16 protein-coding genes are annotated in these 15,846 nt (G+C 71.8%); 4 read left to right on the top strand and 12 right to left on the bottom strand.

Translation table 11 applies throughout. The annotated features are described in order from the left end of the window. Positions 1-5 precede the first annotated feature (5 nt). The 4 genes from BMZ92_RS21820 to BMZ92_RS37485 are packed head-to-tail and all read right to left on the bottom strand — an operon-like array spanning position 6 to position 5,271. The gene (locus BMZ92_RS21820) at positions 6-1,289 is read right to left on the bottom strand and encodes a hypothetical protein (protein WP_091510679.1); all 1,284 of its coding nucleotides are present in this window, start codon (positions 1,287-1,289) and stop codon (positions 6-8) included. Positions 1,290-1,298: 9 nt separating this feature from the next. Beyond that, positions 1,299-1,817 (bottom strand): hypothetical protein, encoded by a 519-nt coding sequence (locus BMZ92_RS21815; RefSeq protein WP_143249913.1) that lies wholly within the window; start codon positions 1,815-1,817, stop codon positions 1,299-1,301. Between the two features lie 27 nt (positions 1,818-1,844). Next, a complete protein-coding gene (locus tag BMZ92_RS21810) occupies positions 1,845-3,098 on the bottom strand; it encodes a hypothetical protein (RefSeq protein ID WP_091510676.1) in 1,254 nt (417 codons plus the stop codon). Continuing rightward, the gene (locus tag BMZ92_RS37485) at positions 3,091-5,271 is read right to left on the bottom strand and encodes a hypothetical protein (RefSeq protein ID WP_177228813.1); all 2,181 of its coding nucleotides are present in this window, start codon (positions 5,269-5,271) and stop codon (positions 3,091-3,093) included. The genes BMZ92_RS21810 and BMZ92_RS37485 overlap by 8 nt, the downstream gene beginning before the upstream one ends. 260 nt (positions 5,272-5,531) lie before the next feature. Between BMZ92_RS37485 and BMZ92_RS21800 the strand changes: the two genes are divergently transcribed. Continuing rightward, positions 5,532-7,067, top strand: coding sequence for a purple acid phosphatase family protein (locus tag BMZ92_RS21800; RefSeq protein WP_091510672.1), 1,536 nt, complete (start codon positions 5,532-5,534; stop codon positions 7,065-7,067). A 6-nt stretch (positions 7,068-7,073) separates the two neighbouring features. Here BMZ92_RS21800 and BMZ92_RS21795 read toward each other — a convergent pair whose 3' ends face one another. The 3 genes from BMZ92_RS21795 to BMZ92_RS21785 are packed head-to-tail and all read right to left on the bottom strand — an operon-like array spanning position 7,074 to position 9,200. Continuing rightward, the gene (locus tag BMZ92_RS21795; protein ID WP_091510670.1) at positions 7,074-7,862 is read right to left on the bottom strand and encodes a hypothetical protein; all 789 of its coding nucleotides are present in this window, start codon (positions 7,860-7,862) and stop codon (positions 7,074-7,076) included. Continuing rightward, on the bottom strand, positions 7,859-8,413 hold the full coding sequence (locus BMZ92_RS21790) for a hypothetical protein (protein WP_091510669.1): 555 nt from the start codon (positions 8,411-8,413) through the stop codon (positions 7,859-7,861). The genes BMZ92_RS21795 and BMZ92_RS21790 overlap by 4 nt, the downstream gene beginning before the upstream one ends. A 22-nt stretch (positions 8,414-8,435) precedes the next feature. After that, positions 8,436-9,200 carry a hypothetical protein gene (locus BMZ92_RS21785; protein WP_143249912.1) on the bottom strand — a complete coding sequence of 255 codons (765 nt, stop codon included), beginning with the start codon at positions 9,198-9,200 and terminating at the stop codon, positions 8,436-8,438. A 112-nt stretch (positions 9,201-9,312) separates the two neighbouring features. On the opposite strand from BMZ92_RS21785, the gene BMZ92_RS21780 reads away from it, so the two are divergent. Beyond that, entirely contained in the window at positions 9,313-10,269 is a 957-nt protein-coding gene (locus BMZ92_RS21780) for a helix-turn-helix transcriptional regulator (protein ID WP_143249911.1), read from the top strand. 17 nt (positions 10,270-10,286) lie between these two features. Here BMZ92_RS21780 and BMZ92_RS21775 read toward each other — a convergent pair whose 3' ends face one another. After that, on the bottom strand, positions 10,287-10,676 hold the full coding sequence (locus BMZ92_RS21775) for an SDR family NAD(P)-dependent oxidoreductase (protein WP_218153519.1): 390 nt from the start codon (positions 10,674-10,676) through the stop codon (positions 10,287-10,289). A 19-nt stretch (positions 10,677-10,695) separates the two neighbouring features. Between BMZ92_RS21775 and BMZ92_RS37480 the strand changes: the two genes are divergently transcribed. Beyond that, positions 10,696-10,866: a hypothetical protein gene (locus tag BMZ92_RS37480; RefSeq protein ID WP_177228812.1), complete on the top strand. Its 171-nt coding sequence runs from the start codon at positions 10,696-10,698 to the stop codon at positions 10,864-10,866. 228 nt (positions 10,867-11,094) lie between these two features. Next, positions 11,095-11,871 carry an SDR family oxidoreductase gene (locus BMZ92_RS21770; protein ID WP_091510661.1) on the top strand — a complete coding sequence of 259 codons (777 nt, stop codon included), beginning with the start codon at positions 11,095-11,097 and terminating at the stop codon, positions 11,869-11,871. Positions 11,872-11,899: 28 nt separating this feature from the next. Here the strand turns inward: BMZ92_RS21770 and BMZ92_RS21765 are convergent, their stop codons facing one another. From BMZ92_RS21765 to BMZ92_RS21750, 4 genes are read right to left on the bottom strand one after another with little or no spacing between them, the layout of a single operon-like run. Then, positions 11,900-12,748, bottom strand: coding sequence for an SMP-30/gluconolactonase/LRE family protein (locus BMZ92_RS21765; protein ID WP_091510660.1), 849 nt, complete (start codon positions 12,746-12,748; stop codon positions 11,900-11,902). Continuing rightward, positions 12,741-14,303 (bottom strand): class I adenylate-forming enzyme family protein, encoded by a 1,563-nt coding sequence (locus tag BMZ92_RS21760; protein ID WP_091510658.1) that lies wholly within the window; start codon positions 14,301-14,303, stop codon positions 12,741-12,743. Before BMZ92_RS21760 ends, BMZ92_RS21765 begins: the two co-directional genes overlap by 8 nt. Positions 14,304-14,314: 11 nt before the next feature. Continuing rightward, positions 14,315-14,674 (bottom strand): Zn-ribbon domain-containing OB-fold protein, encoded by a 360-nt coding sequence (locus BMZ92_RS21755; RefSeq protein ID WP_091510655.1) that lies wholly within the window; start codon positions 14,672-14,674, stop codon positions 14,315-14,317. Further along, positions 14,671-15,828 carry a thiolase family protein gene (locus tag BMZ92_RS21750; protein WP_091510653.1) on the bottom strand — a complete coding sequence of 386 codons (1,158 nt, stop codon included), beginning with the start codon at positions 15,826-15,828 and terminating at the stop codon, positions 14,671-14,673. Before BMZ92_RS21750 ends, BMZ92_RS21755 begins: the two co-directional genes overlap by 4 nt. Positions 15,829-15,846 lie beyond the last annotated feature (18 nt).

The raw sequence follows: 15,846 nt of genomic DNA, 5'->3' as shown, positions 1-15,846 counted from the left end.
CGGGCTCACCCCTTCCCGCTGAACGCGGGCGCCGCCGACCCGTTCGTCGCGGGCACCCCCGGCGCGGGGACCGGCACGTGCAGCGGCTGCGAGGCGCGGGCCAGCTGCTGCTGGGCCGGGCTCTCCTTGATCCGCTCGCCGGTGGCCGACTGCCAGTTGTTGATCGTGTCGAGCACGTCGCGGAAGATGTTGCTGTTCGCGGTGAACAACGTCGTCGCGGTCTCCTCCGTGTCGAACAGCCCGAGCTCGACGCCGCGCAGCAGCGTGGACATCGGCTCGGACAGGTCGAACAGCTCACGCGAGCGCAGCGCCGGGACGATGCCGACCTTCTGCCCGAGCGCGCCGAGCCGGTCGGCCGGGTTGCTGGCCTGCGCCTGCAGGTCGACGACCACCGACGTGTCGGTGTCCACAGTGAGGTGGAACCAGTTCAGCATCGTCACGTAGGCGAACTCCTCACGGGCCAGCGCACCACCGCGGCGGCGGTTGCCGAGCAGGTCCCTGATGGCGCGGGCGAGCAGCGCGATGTAGCTGGGGTCGGTCGGGTTCGCGCCGGTCCGGTTGTCCCGGTTCTCCACGCCGATCCAGATCTGGCGCAGGAACTCGCTCCAGTTCTTGCGGAAGTCGACGTTGACCGGCCCGGTCAGCTCCTTCCAGTCCGCGAGCGGCCCGTGCCCGGCCCACAGCGGCGGGACCGCGTGCGCGAGGTCGAGGCCGAACATGCGCCAGTAGGCGTTGCGGCGGTTGGTGCGGTCGTACGGGCGCACGTCGGACAGCACGCTCGCCACCGAGAACGTCGGCAGGTCGCGGAAGAACAGCTGTTCGGTGGCGCGCAGCCACGCGATGCTGTCCGGCGAGAGGACCCCGAGCGTCTCCCCGACGACCAGCCGCCGCACCAGCTCGGCGAAGATCTCGACGATGCCGGTGCTTTCGAGCACGTAGGCGTAGGCCAGGTGGTGCCACAGCAGCGGCGGGCAGAACAGGTTGTTGGGCCTGCCGCTCCACTCGAACCGCCCGCCCGCGTTCACGCCGGAGGGCGCGAGGAAGGCGTTGAGCCCGTCGGTCGAGGTGAACGGGTCGTCGCCCGGCTGCGTCGGCAGGTCGAGCGCGTTGAGCACGGTGTCGTCGAAGAACGTGGCGTAGAAGACCAGGTCCTTCTCCCCCGACGGGTCGGGGATCTGCGGGGTTCTTCGCGCGCCGTCCCAGATCTCGTCGAGCAGCGCGGCGATCTGCGCGGGGTGCAGGCGGAAGACCGCCTGCGTGCCCAGCGCCTTGGCCAAGGGAAAGAACATCGGTTTCTCCTAAACGACGATCGGGCCGGACACGGCGTCGAGGCAGGGGCCGAGGGCGACGGGGAGTCCGCCGACCGCGGTGAACGTGACGATGGAATCGATGCGCTGGTCGTCCTGGATCGCGTTCGCGCCCTGGTCGATGCGCACGGGCACGCCCTCGGCGAGCCCCTGCAGCAGCTGGGTGACGTTGTTCGCCGCGCGGATCTTCGCGGCCGTCGCGCCGCCCAGGCCGGTGAACGTCAGCGTGCCCGGCTTGCGGGTCACGGTCACCTTCGTCAGCTGGAACACGCTCGGCGCGCGGCGGCCGAGCACCACGCCGAGGAAGTCGTAGGCGAACACGACCCTCGCCTGCTCGTCGGCGTCGGCCGCCGTGGTGGTGGTGTCCTGGACCTCCGCGTTCTGCCGCACCAGGTCCGAGATCGACCGGGTGAGCGAGACGAGCTGGTCCAGCACCGGGTCCGGTGCCACCGGCGCGGGCTCCTTGCGCTCCGCACCGTCCGTTGTGGACACCGTTTTTGACACTGCCATGGGTTTCCCTCCTCTTGTTTGCTCCGCTCAGGCAGCACGCCGGGCGGGCGTGGCGTCGGCACCGACGTCGGTGACCCACGCCAGCAGCGCCGCCTGGTGCTGTGCCGCGGCGCCCGGGTCGAGCACCGCGCGGGTGGACAGGTGCGCCAGGATCCGCAGCGGTTCCCGCCGCCGCAGGTAGGCCGACGTCAGCAGGGACTCCCCCGCCTGGACGGCCAGCGCGTGCAGCGCCGCCGGGGACACGCGGCGCAGGTCGAGCAGCGCCGAGAGCGGGGCGCCCCCGAAGGCCGCCATCGGCCGGCACGTGCACACGTCGACGATGTCGGGCAGCGCCGCGAGACTGGCGCGGGTGAGCGCCGCGACGTCGGCGGGGGCCCGCTCCACCGGATGCCGGCGCTGCCAGGCCGCCGCGAGGTCGTCCCACGGCCCGCCGCCGAACCAGCGGCGGCACAGCTCGACGTTGAACAGCACCCGCAGGAACCCGAAGGGGTGCGGATCGCCGAAACCGATGCGGTAGACCGCCTCCGTCGTGCCGTCGACGACGTTGGCCAGCGCGGCCACCGGCGCCCAGCCCGCCTGGGCGAACGCGTGCACGTCCCCCGCGACCTCGCTCGCCCAGCCCCGCCACACCGCCGCCAGCTCCGCCGAACGCGGCGCGAGCCGGGTTTCGAGTGCGTCGGCCAGTTCCTGGTGCCAGCCCGTCAGGTGCGCGACCTGGTGTCCGGTCTCGTGCAGCAGCGCCGTGGGGTGTGCGAGGTTGTGCCGGGTCAGCTTGATCGCCGCGGCCGGCGACGGGTGGCTGGAGTCCCACAGCCTGATCCCGGCGCGCAGGATCGCCGCGCCGAGCCCGCCGTCGAGGTAGACCAGCGCGGGCGGCGGCTCGATGCCGACACGGGTGAGCACCGCGGCCATGCTGTCCCCGGCCAGCGCGTCGTACCCGCGCAGCAGCGCCCGCAGCGCCGGGTTGGTGCGGCTGTTCACCGCGTCGCCGTAGAAGTCGAGGATCGTCTCGACCTGCAGGTAGCGGGTGCGCAGCCGGAGCACGCCCGCCCGCACCGCCTCCCCGTCCTCCCCCAGTTTCCGTTGCAGCGCCTCGGCTTCCGACACCAGCACGGCGACGACCTCGCGCAGCCTGCCGCGGACCCGGCGCTGCAGGTAGTCCTCCAGCGCCTGCCACGCCTCGGGCGCGGCCACCATGGACAGGTCGGCCAGGCCGGCGGCCGCGAGCCGCCAGTGCACCAGCTCGGCCTCGGTCTGCCGGTCGAGGACCTGCTCAGTCACGGTGCTGCCCCGCTCGGACCGTCAGCGCCGGGTCGCCCGCCGGGGTGCCCGCGGCGACCGCGGCGCGGTCGGTGAAGGCGAACGTGAAGGTGAGCGTGACGCCGGACGCCGGGTCCTGCGCGGCCTGGGCGAGGGTGGCCGCGGCGGCGGGCAGCTGCTGGGCCAGCGACCGCAGCATGCCTCCGGCGAGCGTGCCCGCGAGCGCCTGCGCGGCACCGGCGGGCGCGGCGATGCCGTGCTTGGACATCAGGTGCTCCAGCCGCCGGCCGAGCGCGGCCACCGCGGGTTCGCCGAGCAGCTTGCGGACAGTCGACACGACCTGCACGAGCTGGCGGCGCTGCAGCTGGGCGACCAGTTCGTGGCTGTCGCGCTCGCCGATCGGCAGGTTGACGCGCAGCACCGGCTGCGGCGCGGTGAGGTCGAACCCGAGCGCGAAGAAGTGCCGGTGGTGCAGCGGCCGTCCGCGGTGGTGGAAGCGGAAGAACCGGCTGCCCGGCCGTCGTGAGCCGACGCGGTGTCCATTGTGGCCCCAGTGCGGACGGCCCATCAGCGTGCCCGCGGCGCTTTCCGTCAGCACCTCGAACTCGCTCACCGCGCCGTCGTCGGATTCGAACGCGGCGACGTGCCCGAGCGTGCCGCCCGGCAGCAGCTCGTAGAGCTCCACCTCGCCCTCGACGGGCCAGGTCTCGGTACCGTCGTCGAGCAGCCGCCGCTCCAGGGTCTCGCCGCTCGACAACACGACCGCTCGCGCGATCGGCCGCGACACCCGGACCGGAATGGCGTGGCTGTACTTCTTGTAGCGGAAGCACGGCCGCGTCGCGCGCGGCATCAGCACCCACACCCCGTGCTCGCCGTCGAACTCGCGCTCGACCAGCTCGCTGCGCAGCACCGCGGCGGGCATGTGCCGGGCGACCGACTCGGCGAAGGCGTCCTGCACCGCGGCTTCGAGCACGAGGTCGTTCTCCAGTGACTCCGGCGGGAGCTTCAGGACCTCGCGCACGGTGTCCTCGGTGGCGGCCACCATCGCCTCGGCGCCGAGCGACTCGGGTTCGGACGTCTCCAGCCCGAGCAGGCCGAGCCCGGTGCTCGCGATGTGGCGGGACAGCAGTTTCGCGGCCTCGGGCCCGACCATGCCCTGGATCAGCCGGGCGATCAGCTCGGCGATCTTGTTCACGATCCGGTCCCGGCCGACGACCTTCACCGCGGTGCGCACGAGCGGCAGCGCCGCCATCACGACGGGCAGGAACTGCTGCAGCTGCTCGGTCGGCGGTACCTCGGGGTCGGCGGCGGACAGCTCGCGGTTGAGCCGCGCGCGGGCCTCGTCGAGGTCGTTGCCCACCGCTTCGTACCCGTCGAGGGCGGGGTGCTCTTCGAGGGTGTCCTTCCGCAACGTGACCGCCTCCGTGATGGCCTCGTCGAACTCCTCGGCGAGACCCGTCTCGCCGTTGAGCTTGGCGGCGAGCTGCCCGGCCAGCGGGCGCAGTGACTCCGGCAGCTTGCCGATCGCGGTGTCGAGCACCTTCTTCAGCAGCGGCCGGACGAGCTTGCGCAGGGTGGCGAACAGCGGGCCCAGCGCGAGGTTCCCGAGTGCGGAAAACCCTTTCTTCGCGAGCTTGCCGACGCCCTTGGCGAGCTTCTTCGCCTTGTCCAGCAGGCCACCGAGGAACAGCTGCTGCGCGTCGAGCGGATGCGTGAAGCCGTCCATCGCGGGAAGACCCGCCACTGCCTCGATCTCCCCGTCCTGCAAGGAACCCGCGGGCCGCTCACCGAAGTGCGCTTCGAGCCCGCGCAGCACGCGGTCGGACTCCCGCGCCAGCTCCTCCAGCCACTGCCCGGTGTCGATGCTCGCCAGCGCCGGGGCTTCCGAGGCGGAGGACCAGGTGCCGACGGAACGCAGGTGCCGCGCGGCGGCCTCGTCCACCAGCACGTCCAGCGTCTCGGCGAACTCCTCGTCGTCGAGCTCGGCCAGCAGCGCACCGGCGGTTTCGGCCCCGCGTCCGGCCTCCCCGGCGGCGACGGCCGCCTCGGCGAACGGGGAGTTCAGCACCTGTGCGGGAGCGGCCACCGGCGCTTCGGCGGCGGCGAGCCCGGCCGGGGCGAAGGGCGAGGCCGATCGTTCGCCGTCCCCCGCCGCGCTGTCCAGGCCGTACGGCCTGAGCACGGACATACTCATCTGGACCTCCTTGGATCGCTTCCCCAGAACGGCCCTCACCCTCGCACCGGCCGTCGACAATCCGTCGACAGTGCGGTTCTGGCGGGAAACCGCGGCAGCCGGGCGGAGTTCGACGGCGCCCGGTTCGCCCCACCAGGCACACCTCACCCCGATTGTCCGTTTTCCCTTGTCCCACAAGGAAAAGACCGCGTTCCGCGGATGTTCACCCCGGCGTCGACGGGCGAACCTAGGTTTCCTTCGATCTTGCGAGGAGGCCACCCATGTCCCAGCAGTCCGTCACCCGCCGCAGCGCCCTGGGCCTGCTCGGCGCCGGAGCCGCCGCGAGCCCGCTGCTCGGCGGGGCCGTGGCCGCCGCCGCACCCGTCTCACCGGTCACCGGTACCGGCTCGACGCCCGTGCAGGGCCTGCACCTGCAGTTCGGCAAGGACCCCGCGCGCCAGATGGTCGCCTCCTGGATCACCGACGCCGCCGTCCGGCGGCCGCGCGTCACCTACGGCACGCTCGACGGCGGTTTCGGCGCGGTCGCGCAGGCCGAGACCCGCACCTACGTCGACGGCACGTCGGGCCGCACGGTGTGGGTCCACCACGCCGCGCTCGACCGCCTGCACCCCGGCACCGACTACATCTACGCCGTCTCCCACGACGGCGCGACGCCCGACGCCGGCACGTTCCGCACCGCTCCGGCCGGCCGCGCGCCGTTCACCTTCACCAGCTTCGGGGACCAGTCCGCGCCCCAGGTCACGTGGGCCGCCAACGGCAGCGTCGGCCTCGACGCCAACTCCACCCCCGCGACCAAGGACATCGTCACCGGGATCGAGACCGTCGGCCCGCTGTTCCACCTGCTCAACGGCGACCTCTGCTACGCCAACCTCGACGTCGACCGCGTCCGCACCTGGAACAACTTCTTCACCAACAACACCCGCTCCGCGCGCTTCCGCCCGTGGATGCCCGCCGCCGGCAACCACGAGATCGAACGCGCGAACGGCCCGATCGGGCTGGCCGCGTACCAGACGTACTTCCGGCTGCCGTCCACCGAAACCGACCCGGAGCTGGCCGGGCTGTGGTACTCGTTCACCGTCGGCTCGGTGCACGTGATCGTGCTGCAGAACGACGACAACTGCCTGCAGGACGGCGGAGACGTCTACATCAACGGCTACTCCGGCGGCCGCCAGCTCGCGTGGCTGGAGCGGGAACTGCGGGCCGCGCGCTCGTCACGGGACGTCGACTGGGTCGTCGTCGCGATGCACCAGGTGATGATCAGCTCCTCCGACGCCAACGGCGCCGACCTCGGGCTGCGCGAGAAGTACGGCCCGCTGTTCGACCGCTACGGCGTGGACCTCGTCCTGTGCGGGCACGAACACGACTACGAGCGCTCGCTGGCGGTCCGCGGCGTGGTCTCGGGCAGCGAGACGCTGACGCCGAACCCGGTGTCCTCGCGCACCGACGTCATCGACACCACGCACGGCACCGTGCACATGATCCTCGGTGGCGGCGGTGTTTCCGGGACGACCAACCAGAGCTTCTTCAAGGACGGCACGGCGAAGGTGATCACCGCGGTCACGCCGAACCCCTCGGGGGGCAAGCGCACATCGGTCTACGTCAAGGAAGAGGCCGTCTGGAGCGCCGTGCGCGACCTGGAGCACCCGTACGGCTTCGCAGCCTTCACCGTCGACCCCGGCCGGCACCCCGGGGACACCACCTCGATGTACGTCACGTACTACAACGTCAACAAGCCCTCAGGAGAACTTTCGGTTTTCGAGCGGTTCACGCTCCGGCGCCGTCGCTCGGACGGCTGACGGGGTTCAGTGCAGGTACGCGGAGATGGTGTACGTCAACGCCGGATAGGCGGCGGTGAAGGCGAACAGGAAGTTGACGAGCCCCATCGTGACGGCGATGCCCAGGTGGAGCGCGAAGGCAGCCGCCAGGACGCACCACAGGGCAGGCGCGGGCAACACGAGCGTCCCGGCGAAGGTCACCTCGAGCACGATGACGAACCACGCCATGGCCAGCGCCAGTGCGGGCCGTGCCCGCAACGTCGCGGCCAGGCGGGGCGAGCCGTACGAGTCGGTCGACAGGATCAGTGCCAGGCAGCTCCCGTCGCGCCACACCGGTGAGACCAGCTTGGCCGCGCCGGAGATCGTGTAGCTGAGCAGCAGCTGGGCGCTGAGGAAGGCCAGCAGCAGCCGGCCGATCACGCCACCGACGACGAGCGTCCCCGCCGCCGCGATCAGGTCCAGCACGACCATCTGATCCGCCCCGTCGAGCCCGTACCCGGTGCGCTCCACGGTGAGCAGCACGGTCGTGAGCAGCACGCACGCCACCACCGCGGAGCCGGCACCCGGGCTCGCCGCCACGACCGGGGCGGCGAGCCCGGCCACCAGCTGCGCCGCCAGCACCAGCCGGTGACCGGGCCAGCCCATCAACCGGCCGAGCCACGGCAGGCGGCGTAACCGGCCGACACCCACGAGATCCCAGGACAGGACGCCACGGCCGGTGAATTCACCGCCGGTCCGCAGGTCCCGGAGGGCCGTCCAGGCCAGCCCGATACCGCTGACGGCCAGCACCAGGCGTGCGGCCTCGTACTCGGTCATGACACACCCGCCCACCGCGGACGCGCATCGACTTGGTGGACTGCCGACGCGTACACCAGCCGGGGTGGTTCGTCCCGCCGGCTCGTGGCGACGACACAGAACTGGACACCGACCGCGGTCGCGTCGTGCGGGACGCGCGACGCCGCGGTGAGCAGCAGCAGGTACGACGTGCTGATCAGCAGGCCCGCTCGCCGGGTCTCCACCTCGGCCGGGGTCAGCGTGCCCGCCAGCCGGGCACGCTCGATGACGCCGTTCGCCTGGATCAGCAGCGAAACGGCGTCGTCCACGGCCTTGCCCGCCCGCCCCCTCGGCCTGCCCGCCGGCCACACTTCCCGCAGCGCGCTGACCGTGCCGTTGGCCAGCCGGTCGCGGTAGCAGAGCACGTGGTCGACCGTCCCGGGGTGCGGGGCGAAGAACGTCCAGGTCGGGACCAGCGGGGAGAGCCAGCGCGGCAGCCGGAGCCGGAGCACCGGGCCCACGCGGGGCAAGGCCGCGAGCACGGTGAGCAGCAGCCAGCCGCCCGGCAGAGCGGCAACCAGGCAGGAAATCATCCGTTCCTCCCGCGGAACCCGGTCAGCCGCCGAGGATCCGGCGCCGGATGGCGAGCAGTTCGGCCACCGGTACGGCAGGCTCGCCTGGCTGGCCGGCGATCGCCTCGACGAGATCGTCGGGCAGCCTCTTGGCCGGGCCCTCGGCGTCGACACAACCGTGCCTGCGGGTCAGCTCCGCGCGAGCCGCTTGTTCGACCACCTCGCACACCTGGTCGAACGTCGTCGTCTGGCACGGCAGGTGCGGTCCGACATTGAGCTCCCGCAGATCCGGGCCGAGCGTGGCGACCAGCCGTTGTTCCAGCGGCGTCAGCTCAGGCGCCCGGCGCGCGAAAACATAACCCAAGGAGGACACGTCCCGGGTCCGGTGGTATTCGACGATCTCGAAGTCGGTGTCCTCGATCAGCCCGCCGGTGTAGGGAAACGTCAGCGTGCCGTACGGGTGGCCCGCGAGAAGCGCCATTTGCTGGATCAAGGTTCTGCCCGCACAACGCACGTCGAAATACACCGGGCTGGCGAGTACGTCGTCGTCGGTCCAGCCCTTCGCCACCCGGCTCGCCGTCGAGTCACGCAGCTTTTCCCAGTCCTGCCGCGTGACCGCGTCGCGGAGGTCCCGCCAGGCCGGTGCCGTGGGATCGCCGAAATACACCACGACGGACCCAGTCGGCGGTAACAGTCCGCCCAGGGCCGTTCCGCCAGCATCGGGCGGAACCTCGACCACTGGAAACGAAGGCTTCACGACCGTCCGCAGTGCGCGATCTTCGAACAGCCGCGCCGTGAAGTCCGTCATCACAACCCCCTCGCCCATCCGGGCAGAAATCCGGAACGAGCCGAGTCTTTCCTTTCCGGTGCGTCAGGGAAATCCCGAGACATGAGGGGTTGACACGGCGATACTGGATGCTGTGAAAGATGAACTGGGGGCGACCGGTCGTGCCATGCTGCTGGCGGCCTGCGAGGCGAGCAGCGCGAAGGAATTCGCGGAGGAGGTGCCCGGGCTGGTCCGGCACTGGATACCGCACGATTCCTATTTGATCAGTGGTCAGGACCCGGTGACCGGCGCGATTTGCTTCTGGCTGGCCGACCAGGCCTACCTCGCCGAACTCATCGGCCGGGTGTGCCGGATCGACACCCCGCTGTACTGGTACGGAACCGGCTCGGCCGAGCCGGCCGGGCCCCGGGTCTGCGAGCGGCCACACCGGCTGATCACGAGGCTGGCCGATCGTCGCCACACCCTCGGCGCACTCACCCTGGTCCGCACCGGCGCGTGCCCGTTCAGCGGCGACGAGGTGGCTCGTGCGGCTGCCCTCTCCGGGCCGGTGGCGCAAGCCCTGCGGCGGTTCATCGCCGGCACCTCACTGCCCCCGCCGCCCCCGACGGCGCCGGGTGTGGTCACCGTCGGGACGGACCACACACTCCTCGGGATCACGCCGACCGCCCGGGACACCCTCCGCGTGCTGTGGCCGGACAACTCCGCCGTGGACGACCGGCGGCTGGTCAGCGTGCTCTGGAACTCGGTCCACCTCACCCGTCAAGCGGGCCGGCACACGGTGAGCCGGCTGCCGACACCGGACGGGTGGCTGGCGGTGCACGCGGAACCGCTCGAACCGGACGGTTCCGCCGCGGTGGGCGTGACCATCGAGCCCGCACGCGGCGAGCTCCTGCTGCCCGTGCTGGCGGCGTGGTACGGCGCGTCCCCGGCGGAGCTCGGCGTCGTCCGCCAGGTCACGGCCGGACTGCCGGCCAAGCAGATCGCCCGCAGGCTGAACCTCTCCCTGCACACCGTGCACGACCACCTCCGGTCGATCTACCGCAAGACCGGGGTCACCGGTTGCCACGAATTGCACGCCCGGCTCGGCTGAGCAAGAGGCCCCGGCGGTCAATGAGCGGTCTGCCCACCGTCCACTGTGAACACCGCGCCCGTGACGAACGACGCGAGCGGTGAGGCGAGGTACAGCACGACCCCGGCGATCTCCTCCGGGTCCGCGGCACGCCCCATCCGCGAACCGGCGAGCACGGTCTCCCGCATCTCCGGGTCGTCGAGCCAGCCCTGCGTCATCGGGGTGCGCACCAGGCCCGGCGCGACCGCGTTGACCCTGATCCCCTCCGTGGCGTAGTCGATCGCCGCGGCCTTGGTCAGGCCCACCACCCCGTGCTTCGCCGCGACGTAGGGCGACATGCCCGGATCGGCGATCAGCCCGGCGATCGAGGCCGTGTTGACGATGGCGCCACCGCCCGCGGCACGCATGTGGGCGATCTCGTACTTCATCGACAGGAACACACCTTTGGTGTTCAACAACGCGGGCGTCCACTGGAAATCCACGGTCCGCGAGCGCGCGGCAGGGGCCACCGTCCTTTCGCGTGAGGAGTTCGCCGCCGCCGTCCGCGACGCGTACAAGTGCCTGCACCGCCCCGCGGAGCTGGCCGCCAACCCGCGGGCCGTGACCGAGTACGGCTAGGAGGACGAGCGGCACGGCGGCTCGGCCTGTCGTTCAGCACGTACCGGCGGCAGCTTTCCCGTGGTCTCGACCAGGCCGCCGCACGCCTGTGGGCGCGGGAGCTGAGCGCCTGAAGGGGGGTCAGCTTGTCCCCCGACAGCGGGGGCGCTTTTCGACCCCCTTTTCCTCCCCCGGAACTGGTTTCTTGGTGGTGCCGAACAGAAACCCCTACCGGGAAAGGAAAACATGATGTCCCAGATCATCGGCAACACACCTCTCGCCGGCCGCGTCGCCGCCATCACCGGGGCCAGCAGTGGCATCGGCGCCGCCACCGCCGAACGCCTCGCCGCACTGGGCGCCAAGGTCGCGATCGCCGCGCGGCGCAAGGAAAACCTCGACGCGCTCGCGGAACGCATCACCGCCGCCGGCGGCACCGCGCTCGCGCTGCCCCTCGACGTCACCGACCGGGACGCCGTGACCGCCGCGGCCGGGCAGGTCCAGCAGCGGCTGGGCCGCGTCGACCTGGTGGTCAACAACGCCGGCGTGCAGCTGATCTCGCCCATCGAGGACCTCAAGGTCGACGACTGGCAGCGCCAGATCGACCTCAACATCACCGGCGTGATGAACGTCCTCGGCGCGTTCCTGCCGCAGCTGGTCGACGCCGCGGCGGCGGGCGGTCCCGCCGATCTGATCACCACCTCCTCGATCGCGGCCACCCGGATCCTGGAGAAGTTCTCCGTCTACTCCGGCACCAAGGCGTACCTGAGCCACTTCACCCGGCTGGCCAGGGTGGAGCTGGGCCGCAAGATGGTGCGCGTCTCGGCGATCGAACCGGGCATGGTCGACACCGAACTGCCCGACCACGTCACCGATCCCGACGCCAGCAAGCTCATGGCAGACCTGCTCCGCGACATCGAGTGCCTCAGCCCGGCCGACGTGGCCGAGACGATCGCCTTCATCGCGTCGGTGCCGCGGCACGTCAACCTCAGCGAGATCACCATCCTGCCGACCGCGCAGGCGGTGTGAGGTAGCGGAACCACGCGATGGCGCGGTTTCACGACGTGGCGGGCACGAGCTGCCGCGGTCCGGTCGCGACGCCGTCGAGCGCCAGGACCCGACCACCCTTCGCGGCGGTGACGACGAGCGTTTCCCGCCCGGCTCCGGCGAAGCACAGGTTCGTGGGAAAGGTACCGCCGGGGAAGCGGATCGCGTCCTCCCCGGTGCCGTCCGGGCGGAGCACGGCGATCCGGTCGGCGTCGGGCAGCGCCGCGTACAGGCGACCGTCCGCGTCGAACGCCAGCCCGTCCGGGCCTCCCGGTACCCGGGCGAAAACGCCCGCCGGGCGCAGTGCGGCGCCGTCCCAGTCGAAACGCAGGATCGCGCGGGCACGGGTCGCGGCGACGTACAGCCGCCGTCCCGCCAGGTCGAAGGCCAGCCCGTTGGGGAAGTCGATCCCGTCGGCGACACGTTCGAGCAAGCCCGTGCGCGGCTCGTACGCGTAGACCTGCCCGGGCACCGGATCGTGCGGGCTGCCGGGATCGGTGAACCAGATGCGCCCGTCCGGCCCGCGCACCAGGTCGTTGGGCGCACGCACGCCGGCGGCGAGCGCGTCCAGCACCGTGTCACCGGACAGGGTCTGCAGACCCGCGGCCACCGGCCGGGACGAGCTGCTGGGCCGCACCGAGCCGCCGTTCTGCGCCACCCACACGCGACCGTGCTCGTCCTCGGCCAGCCCGTTGGGGCCACCACCGGTCTCGATCCGCCGGAGCACGGAGCCGTCGCGCGGGTCCAGTTCCAGCACCTGCCCCCGGGAGACGCTGGTCACCAGCAGCCGTCCGAGGGAAGTCCACAAGGGACCCTCGGTGAAACCGATCCCCTCCGCCAGCAACCGGAATTCACGCATCGAGCACCTCCCGCAGCTTGAGCTTGCTGACCTTGCCCGTGTCGGTCAACGGCAGGTCCGCACCGGCCATCAGGTGGAACCGCGAGGGCACCTTGTAGCTCGCGGCCCGCGAGCGGATGTGCGCCACGAGGTCCCGCACGAAGGCGTCCTCGTCGGGCACCGGCTCACGGGGCACCACGACGCACGCCATGACCTCGCCCTCCGGTCCGGGCAGTCCCATCACGAAGGCCTGGTCGACGGCGGGGTGTCCGATGAGGACGTCCTCGACCTCGGCCGGCGCGATGTTGATGCCCTTGATCTTCATCATCTCCTTGCGCCGTCCGGCGAAATGCAGCCGCGCGTGCTCGTCGAGCCAGCCGAGGTCCCCGGTGCGGAACCAGCCGTCCCGGAACGCGCCGGCGTCCAGTTCGGCGGAACCGAGGTAGCTGTCGATCACTGCGCCGGCCAGTTCGATCTCGCCGGTCACCCCGGCCGGGCAGGGCCGCCCCCGCTCGTCGGTGATCCGGATCCGCTGGGTGGGCAGCGCCGTGCCGCAGGTCTGCAGCTTGACGTCGACCGGGTCGAGCGCGTCGCTCACCGCGGAGTGCCCGTAGCCCTCGGTCAGCCCGTACATGCTGCACACCTGCGTGACACCGAGTTCCTCGATCACCAGCCGCTTGTCCTCGGCGGTGAACCCACACGTGCCGGTGCGCAGGGACGAGATGTCCCTGGTGCCGAACGTCGGCGCGGCCAGCAGCGCCCGCGTGGTGGGCGCGAGTCCGTAGTAGACGGTGCACCGCTCGCGCTCGATGAACGCCAGCGCCTCGTCGCCGTCCAACCGTTCCTGCAGGCACAGCGTCGTGGCGTGGGTCAGCGCCACCGGCAGCGCGTTCGCGCAGCCGTAGCCGAAGAAGAACGGCGCCGAGATCCACAACCGGTCGCCGGGCCGCAGGTGCTGGCGCCTGCCGATCTCCCGCGGGTTGGCGACCAGGTGCCCATGGCGCAACGGCACGGGTTTGGGTTTCGCCGTGCTGCCGCTGGTGAACAGGATGAGGGCGAGGTCGTCCGGCGCGACGGGCACCTCGACGGGAGGACCCGCGGGCAGCGCGGGCGGCAGGTCCTCCCCCGCGGGCCAGGTGAGGGCGCCGCGGTAGCCGTCCCGCGAGGCGTCGAACAACCCGCCGTACCCGGCTTCGGCGAGATCGGCCAGCACGTTCCGGCCGAACAGCGTGGCGTCCACGACGATCGTGCTGAGCCGCGCGCGTTCGATGACGTAGGCGTACTCCGAGGACCGGTACCAGGTGTTGACGGGCACGGCGACGAGGCCGGCCAGGTGCGCGCCGAGGGTCGCGGTCAGCCAGCGCAGTCCGTTGGGCAGCAGAACGCCGACCCGCTCACCCGGCCGCAGCCCCGCCGCCGCGTAACCCGCCGCCACGCGTTCACACGCGCGCAGCCAGTCGCCGAACGACACGCGCCCGTCTGCGGCGACCACGGCCTCGTGGTCGGCGAAATGCTTGCCCAGCGCGCGGAGCACGCCGGGCAGCGTGTCCTGGTCGAGCAGTCGGTAGTGATCCATCGCAAGCTCCTTCAGACGGCCCGGAAACGGACCAGGGCGGCGTCGAACACGGCCTGGACGGGCAGGCCGACCCGCACCCCGTCCCCGATGACGTTGGTGAGGATTTTGATGCCTTCGGTGAGCAGCACCACGGCCACCACGTAAGGGGGCTGAGGCCCCGGAGGCGGGAAATAGGCCTTGTGGAAGACCGCGTACGACCACACGGTCCCGGTGCCCGCCGCGGTGATCCACTCCAGGGCACCGTCCACCCGGCAGTGCGGGCACACGGGCGTCGGCGGGAACCGCGGCGCGCCGCACGCGCCGCAGCGGGAGACCCGCAGCTCCCCCGCTTCGAGCCCGGCGAAATGCGGGGTGAGGTCGGCGGCGCTCACGGCTGGTTCCCGTAGACGACCGAGGAGACCAGGGGCGCCGCACAGGCGTACTGGATGTGCGCGGCGCCGGGGATCTGCCGCTCGCCGCACTGGCCCCGCAGCTGCCGCACCGCCTCCACGTTGAGGCCCCACCCCTGCAGGTAGCTTTCCGACAGGTGGCCGCCGGAGGTGTTGACGGGCAGCTGCCCGCCAAGCCCGATGCCGCCGTCCCCGATCCACGGGCCGGACTCGCCCGGCGCGCAGTAACCCAGTCCCTCCAGGGTGAACAACACGTTGGGGCTGAAATTGTCGTAGCTCATCAGACCGTCCATTTCGGACCTTTCCCGGCCCGCCTGGCGCAGCGCGGCGTCGCCCACCTCGCGCAGGGCGCCGCGCCAGTAGTCCTCCGGGGGGAAGTCGGAACCGAGGAACTGCGCGCGCTGCGCCGCCCCGAGCACGTAGACCGGGGGCTGGGGCAGATCCCGTGCCGCCTCGGGCACGGTCAGGATCATGGCGACGCCGCCGTCGTTGATCAGGCAGTAGTCGAACAGGTGCAGGGGCTCGACGATGTAGCGCGAGCCCAGGTAGGTGTCCAGGTCCAGCGGGTCCCGCAGGACGGCCGCCGGGTTGAGGGCGGCGTGCCGGCGGAAGGTGAGCGCGACCTGTGCCAGCTGTTCGGCCGTGGTGCCGTACTCGTGCCGGTGCCGCTGGAACATCAGGGCGGAGAAGGCGCCCGGCGACGTCATCCCGTACGGGCGCGTCAGCTCGGGGCGGGTGCCGTAGCCCTCGCCCGCCGCGGTGTAGCCGGTGCCGCCCGCGCCGTAGGTGGCTCCGGCGGAGCGGCCGTCGTTGCCGTAGACCAGCGCGATCGTGCGGCACAGCCCGGCGGCGAGCGCCGCGGTGGCGAGTTCGATGGCGGCGCCGCACATCCGCCCCTCGGCGGGCAGTTGCACGCACCAGCGGGGCTGGAGCCCGTACGCGGCCGAGAAACTCTCGTAACCGCTGACCCGGCAGGCGACCAGTCCGTCGATCGCGCCGACCGGCAACGCCGCGTCGGCGAGCGCCTCCCGCAGCGCCCAGCCCGCCAGGTCGTCGGGCGAGTACCCCGGCAGCTTGCCGAAGCGGGTCGTCCCGACCCCGGCGATCGCCGCGAGGGGAGCACGGCCCTGGCTCATCACGACTCCCTTGTCAGA

The sequence above is a fragment of the Amycolatopsis sacchari genome (genome assembly GCF_900114035.1).
In the GTDB taxonomy this organism is placed as follows: Bacteria; Actinomycetota; Actinomycetes; order Mycobacteriales; family Pseudonocardiaceae; genus Amycolatopsis_E; species Amycolatopsis_E sacchari.
The sequence above is the reverse complement of the archived record's forward strand: the minus strand, read 5'-3'. Positions and strand labels throughout refer to the sequence as shown.

What these genes read in the sequence shown, in the direction of transcription:
- BMZ92_RS21820 (WP_091510679.1), bottom strand. Translation starts at nt 1,289, where the DNA reads ATGTTCTTTCCCTTGGCCAAGGCGCTGGGCACGCAGGCGGTCTTCCGC.
- BMZ92_RS21815 (WP_143249913.1), bottom strand. Translation starts at nt 1,817, where the DNA reads ATGGCAGTGTCAAAAACGGTGTCCACAACGGACGGTGCGGAGCGCAAG.
- BMZ92_RS37485 (WP_177228813.1), bottom strand. Translation starts at nt 5,271, where the DNA reads ATGAGTATGTCCGTGCTCAGGCCGTACGGCCTGGACAGCGCGGCGGGG.
- BMZ92_RS21800 (WP_091510672.1), top strand. Translation starts at nt 5,532, where the DNA reads ATGTCCCAGCAGTCCGTCACCCGCCGCAGCGCCCTGGGCCTGCTCGGC.
- BMZ92_RS21795 (WP_091510670.1), bottom strand. Translation starts at nt 7,862, where the DNA reads ATGACCGAGTACGAGGCCGCACGCCTGGTGCTGGCCGTCAGCGGTATC.
- BMZ92_RS21790 (WP_091510669.1), bottom strand. Translation starts at nt 8,413, where the DNA reads ATGATTTCCTGCCTGGTTGCCGCTCTGCCGGGCGGCTGGCTGCTGCTC.
- BMZ92_RS21785 (WP_143249912.1), bottom strand. Translation starts at nt 9,200, where the DNA reads ATGACGGACTTCACGGCGCGGCTGTTCGAAGATCGCGCACTGCGGACG.
- BMZ92_RS21775 (WP_218153519.1), bottom strand. Translation starts at nt 10,676, where the DNA reads ATGAAGTACGAGATCGCCCACATGCGTGCCGCGGGCGGTGGCGCCATC.
- BMZ92_RS21770 (WP_091510661.1), top strand. Translation starts at nt 11,095, where the DNA reads ATGTCCCAGATCATCGGCAACACACCTCTCGCCGGCCGCGTCGCCGCC.
- BMZ92_RS21765 (WP_091510660.1), bottom strand. Translation starts at nt 12,748, where the DNA reads ATGCGTGAATTCCGGTTGCTGGCGGAGGGGATCGGTTTCACCGAGGGT.
- BMZ92_RS21760 (WP_091510658.1), bottom strand. Translation starts at nt 14,303, where the DNA reads ATGGATCACTACCGACTGCTCGACCAGGACACGCTGCCCGGCGTGCTC.
- BMZ92_RS21750 (WP_091510653.1), bottom strand. Translation starts at nt 15,828, where the DNA reads ATGAGCCAGGGCCGTGCTCCCCTCGCGGCGATCGCCGGGGTCGGGACG.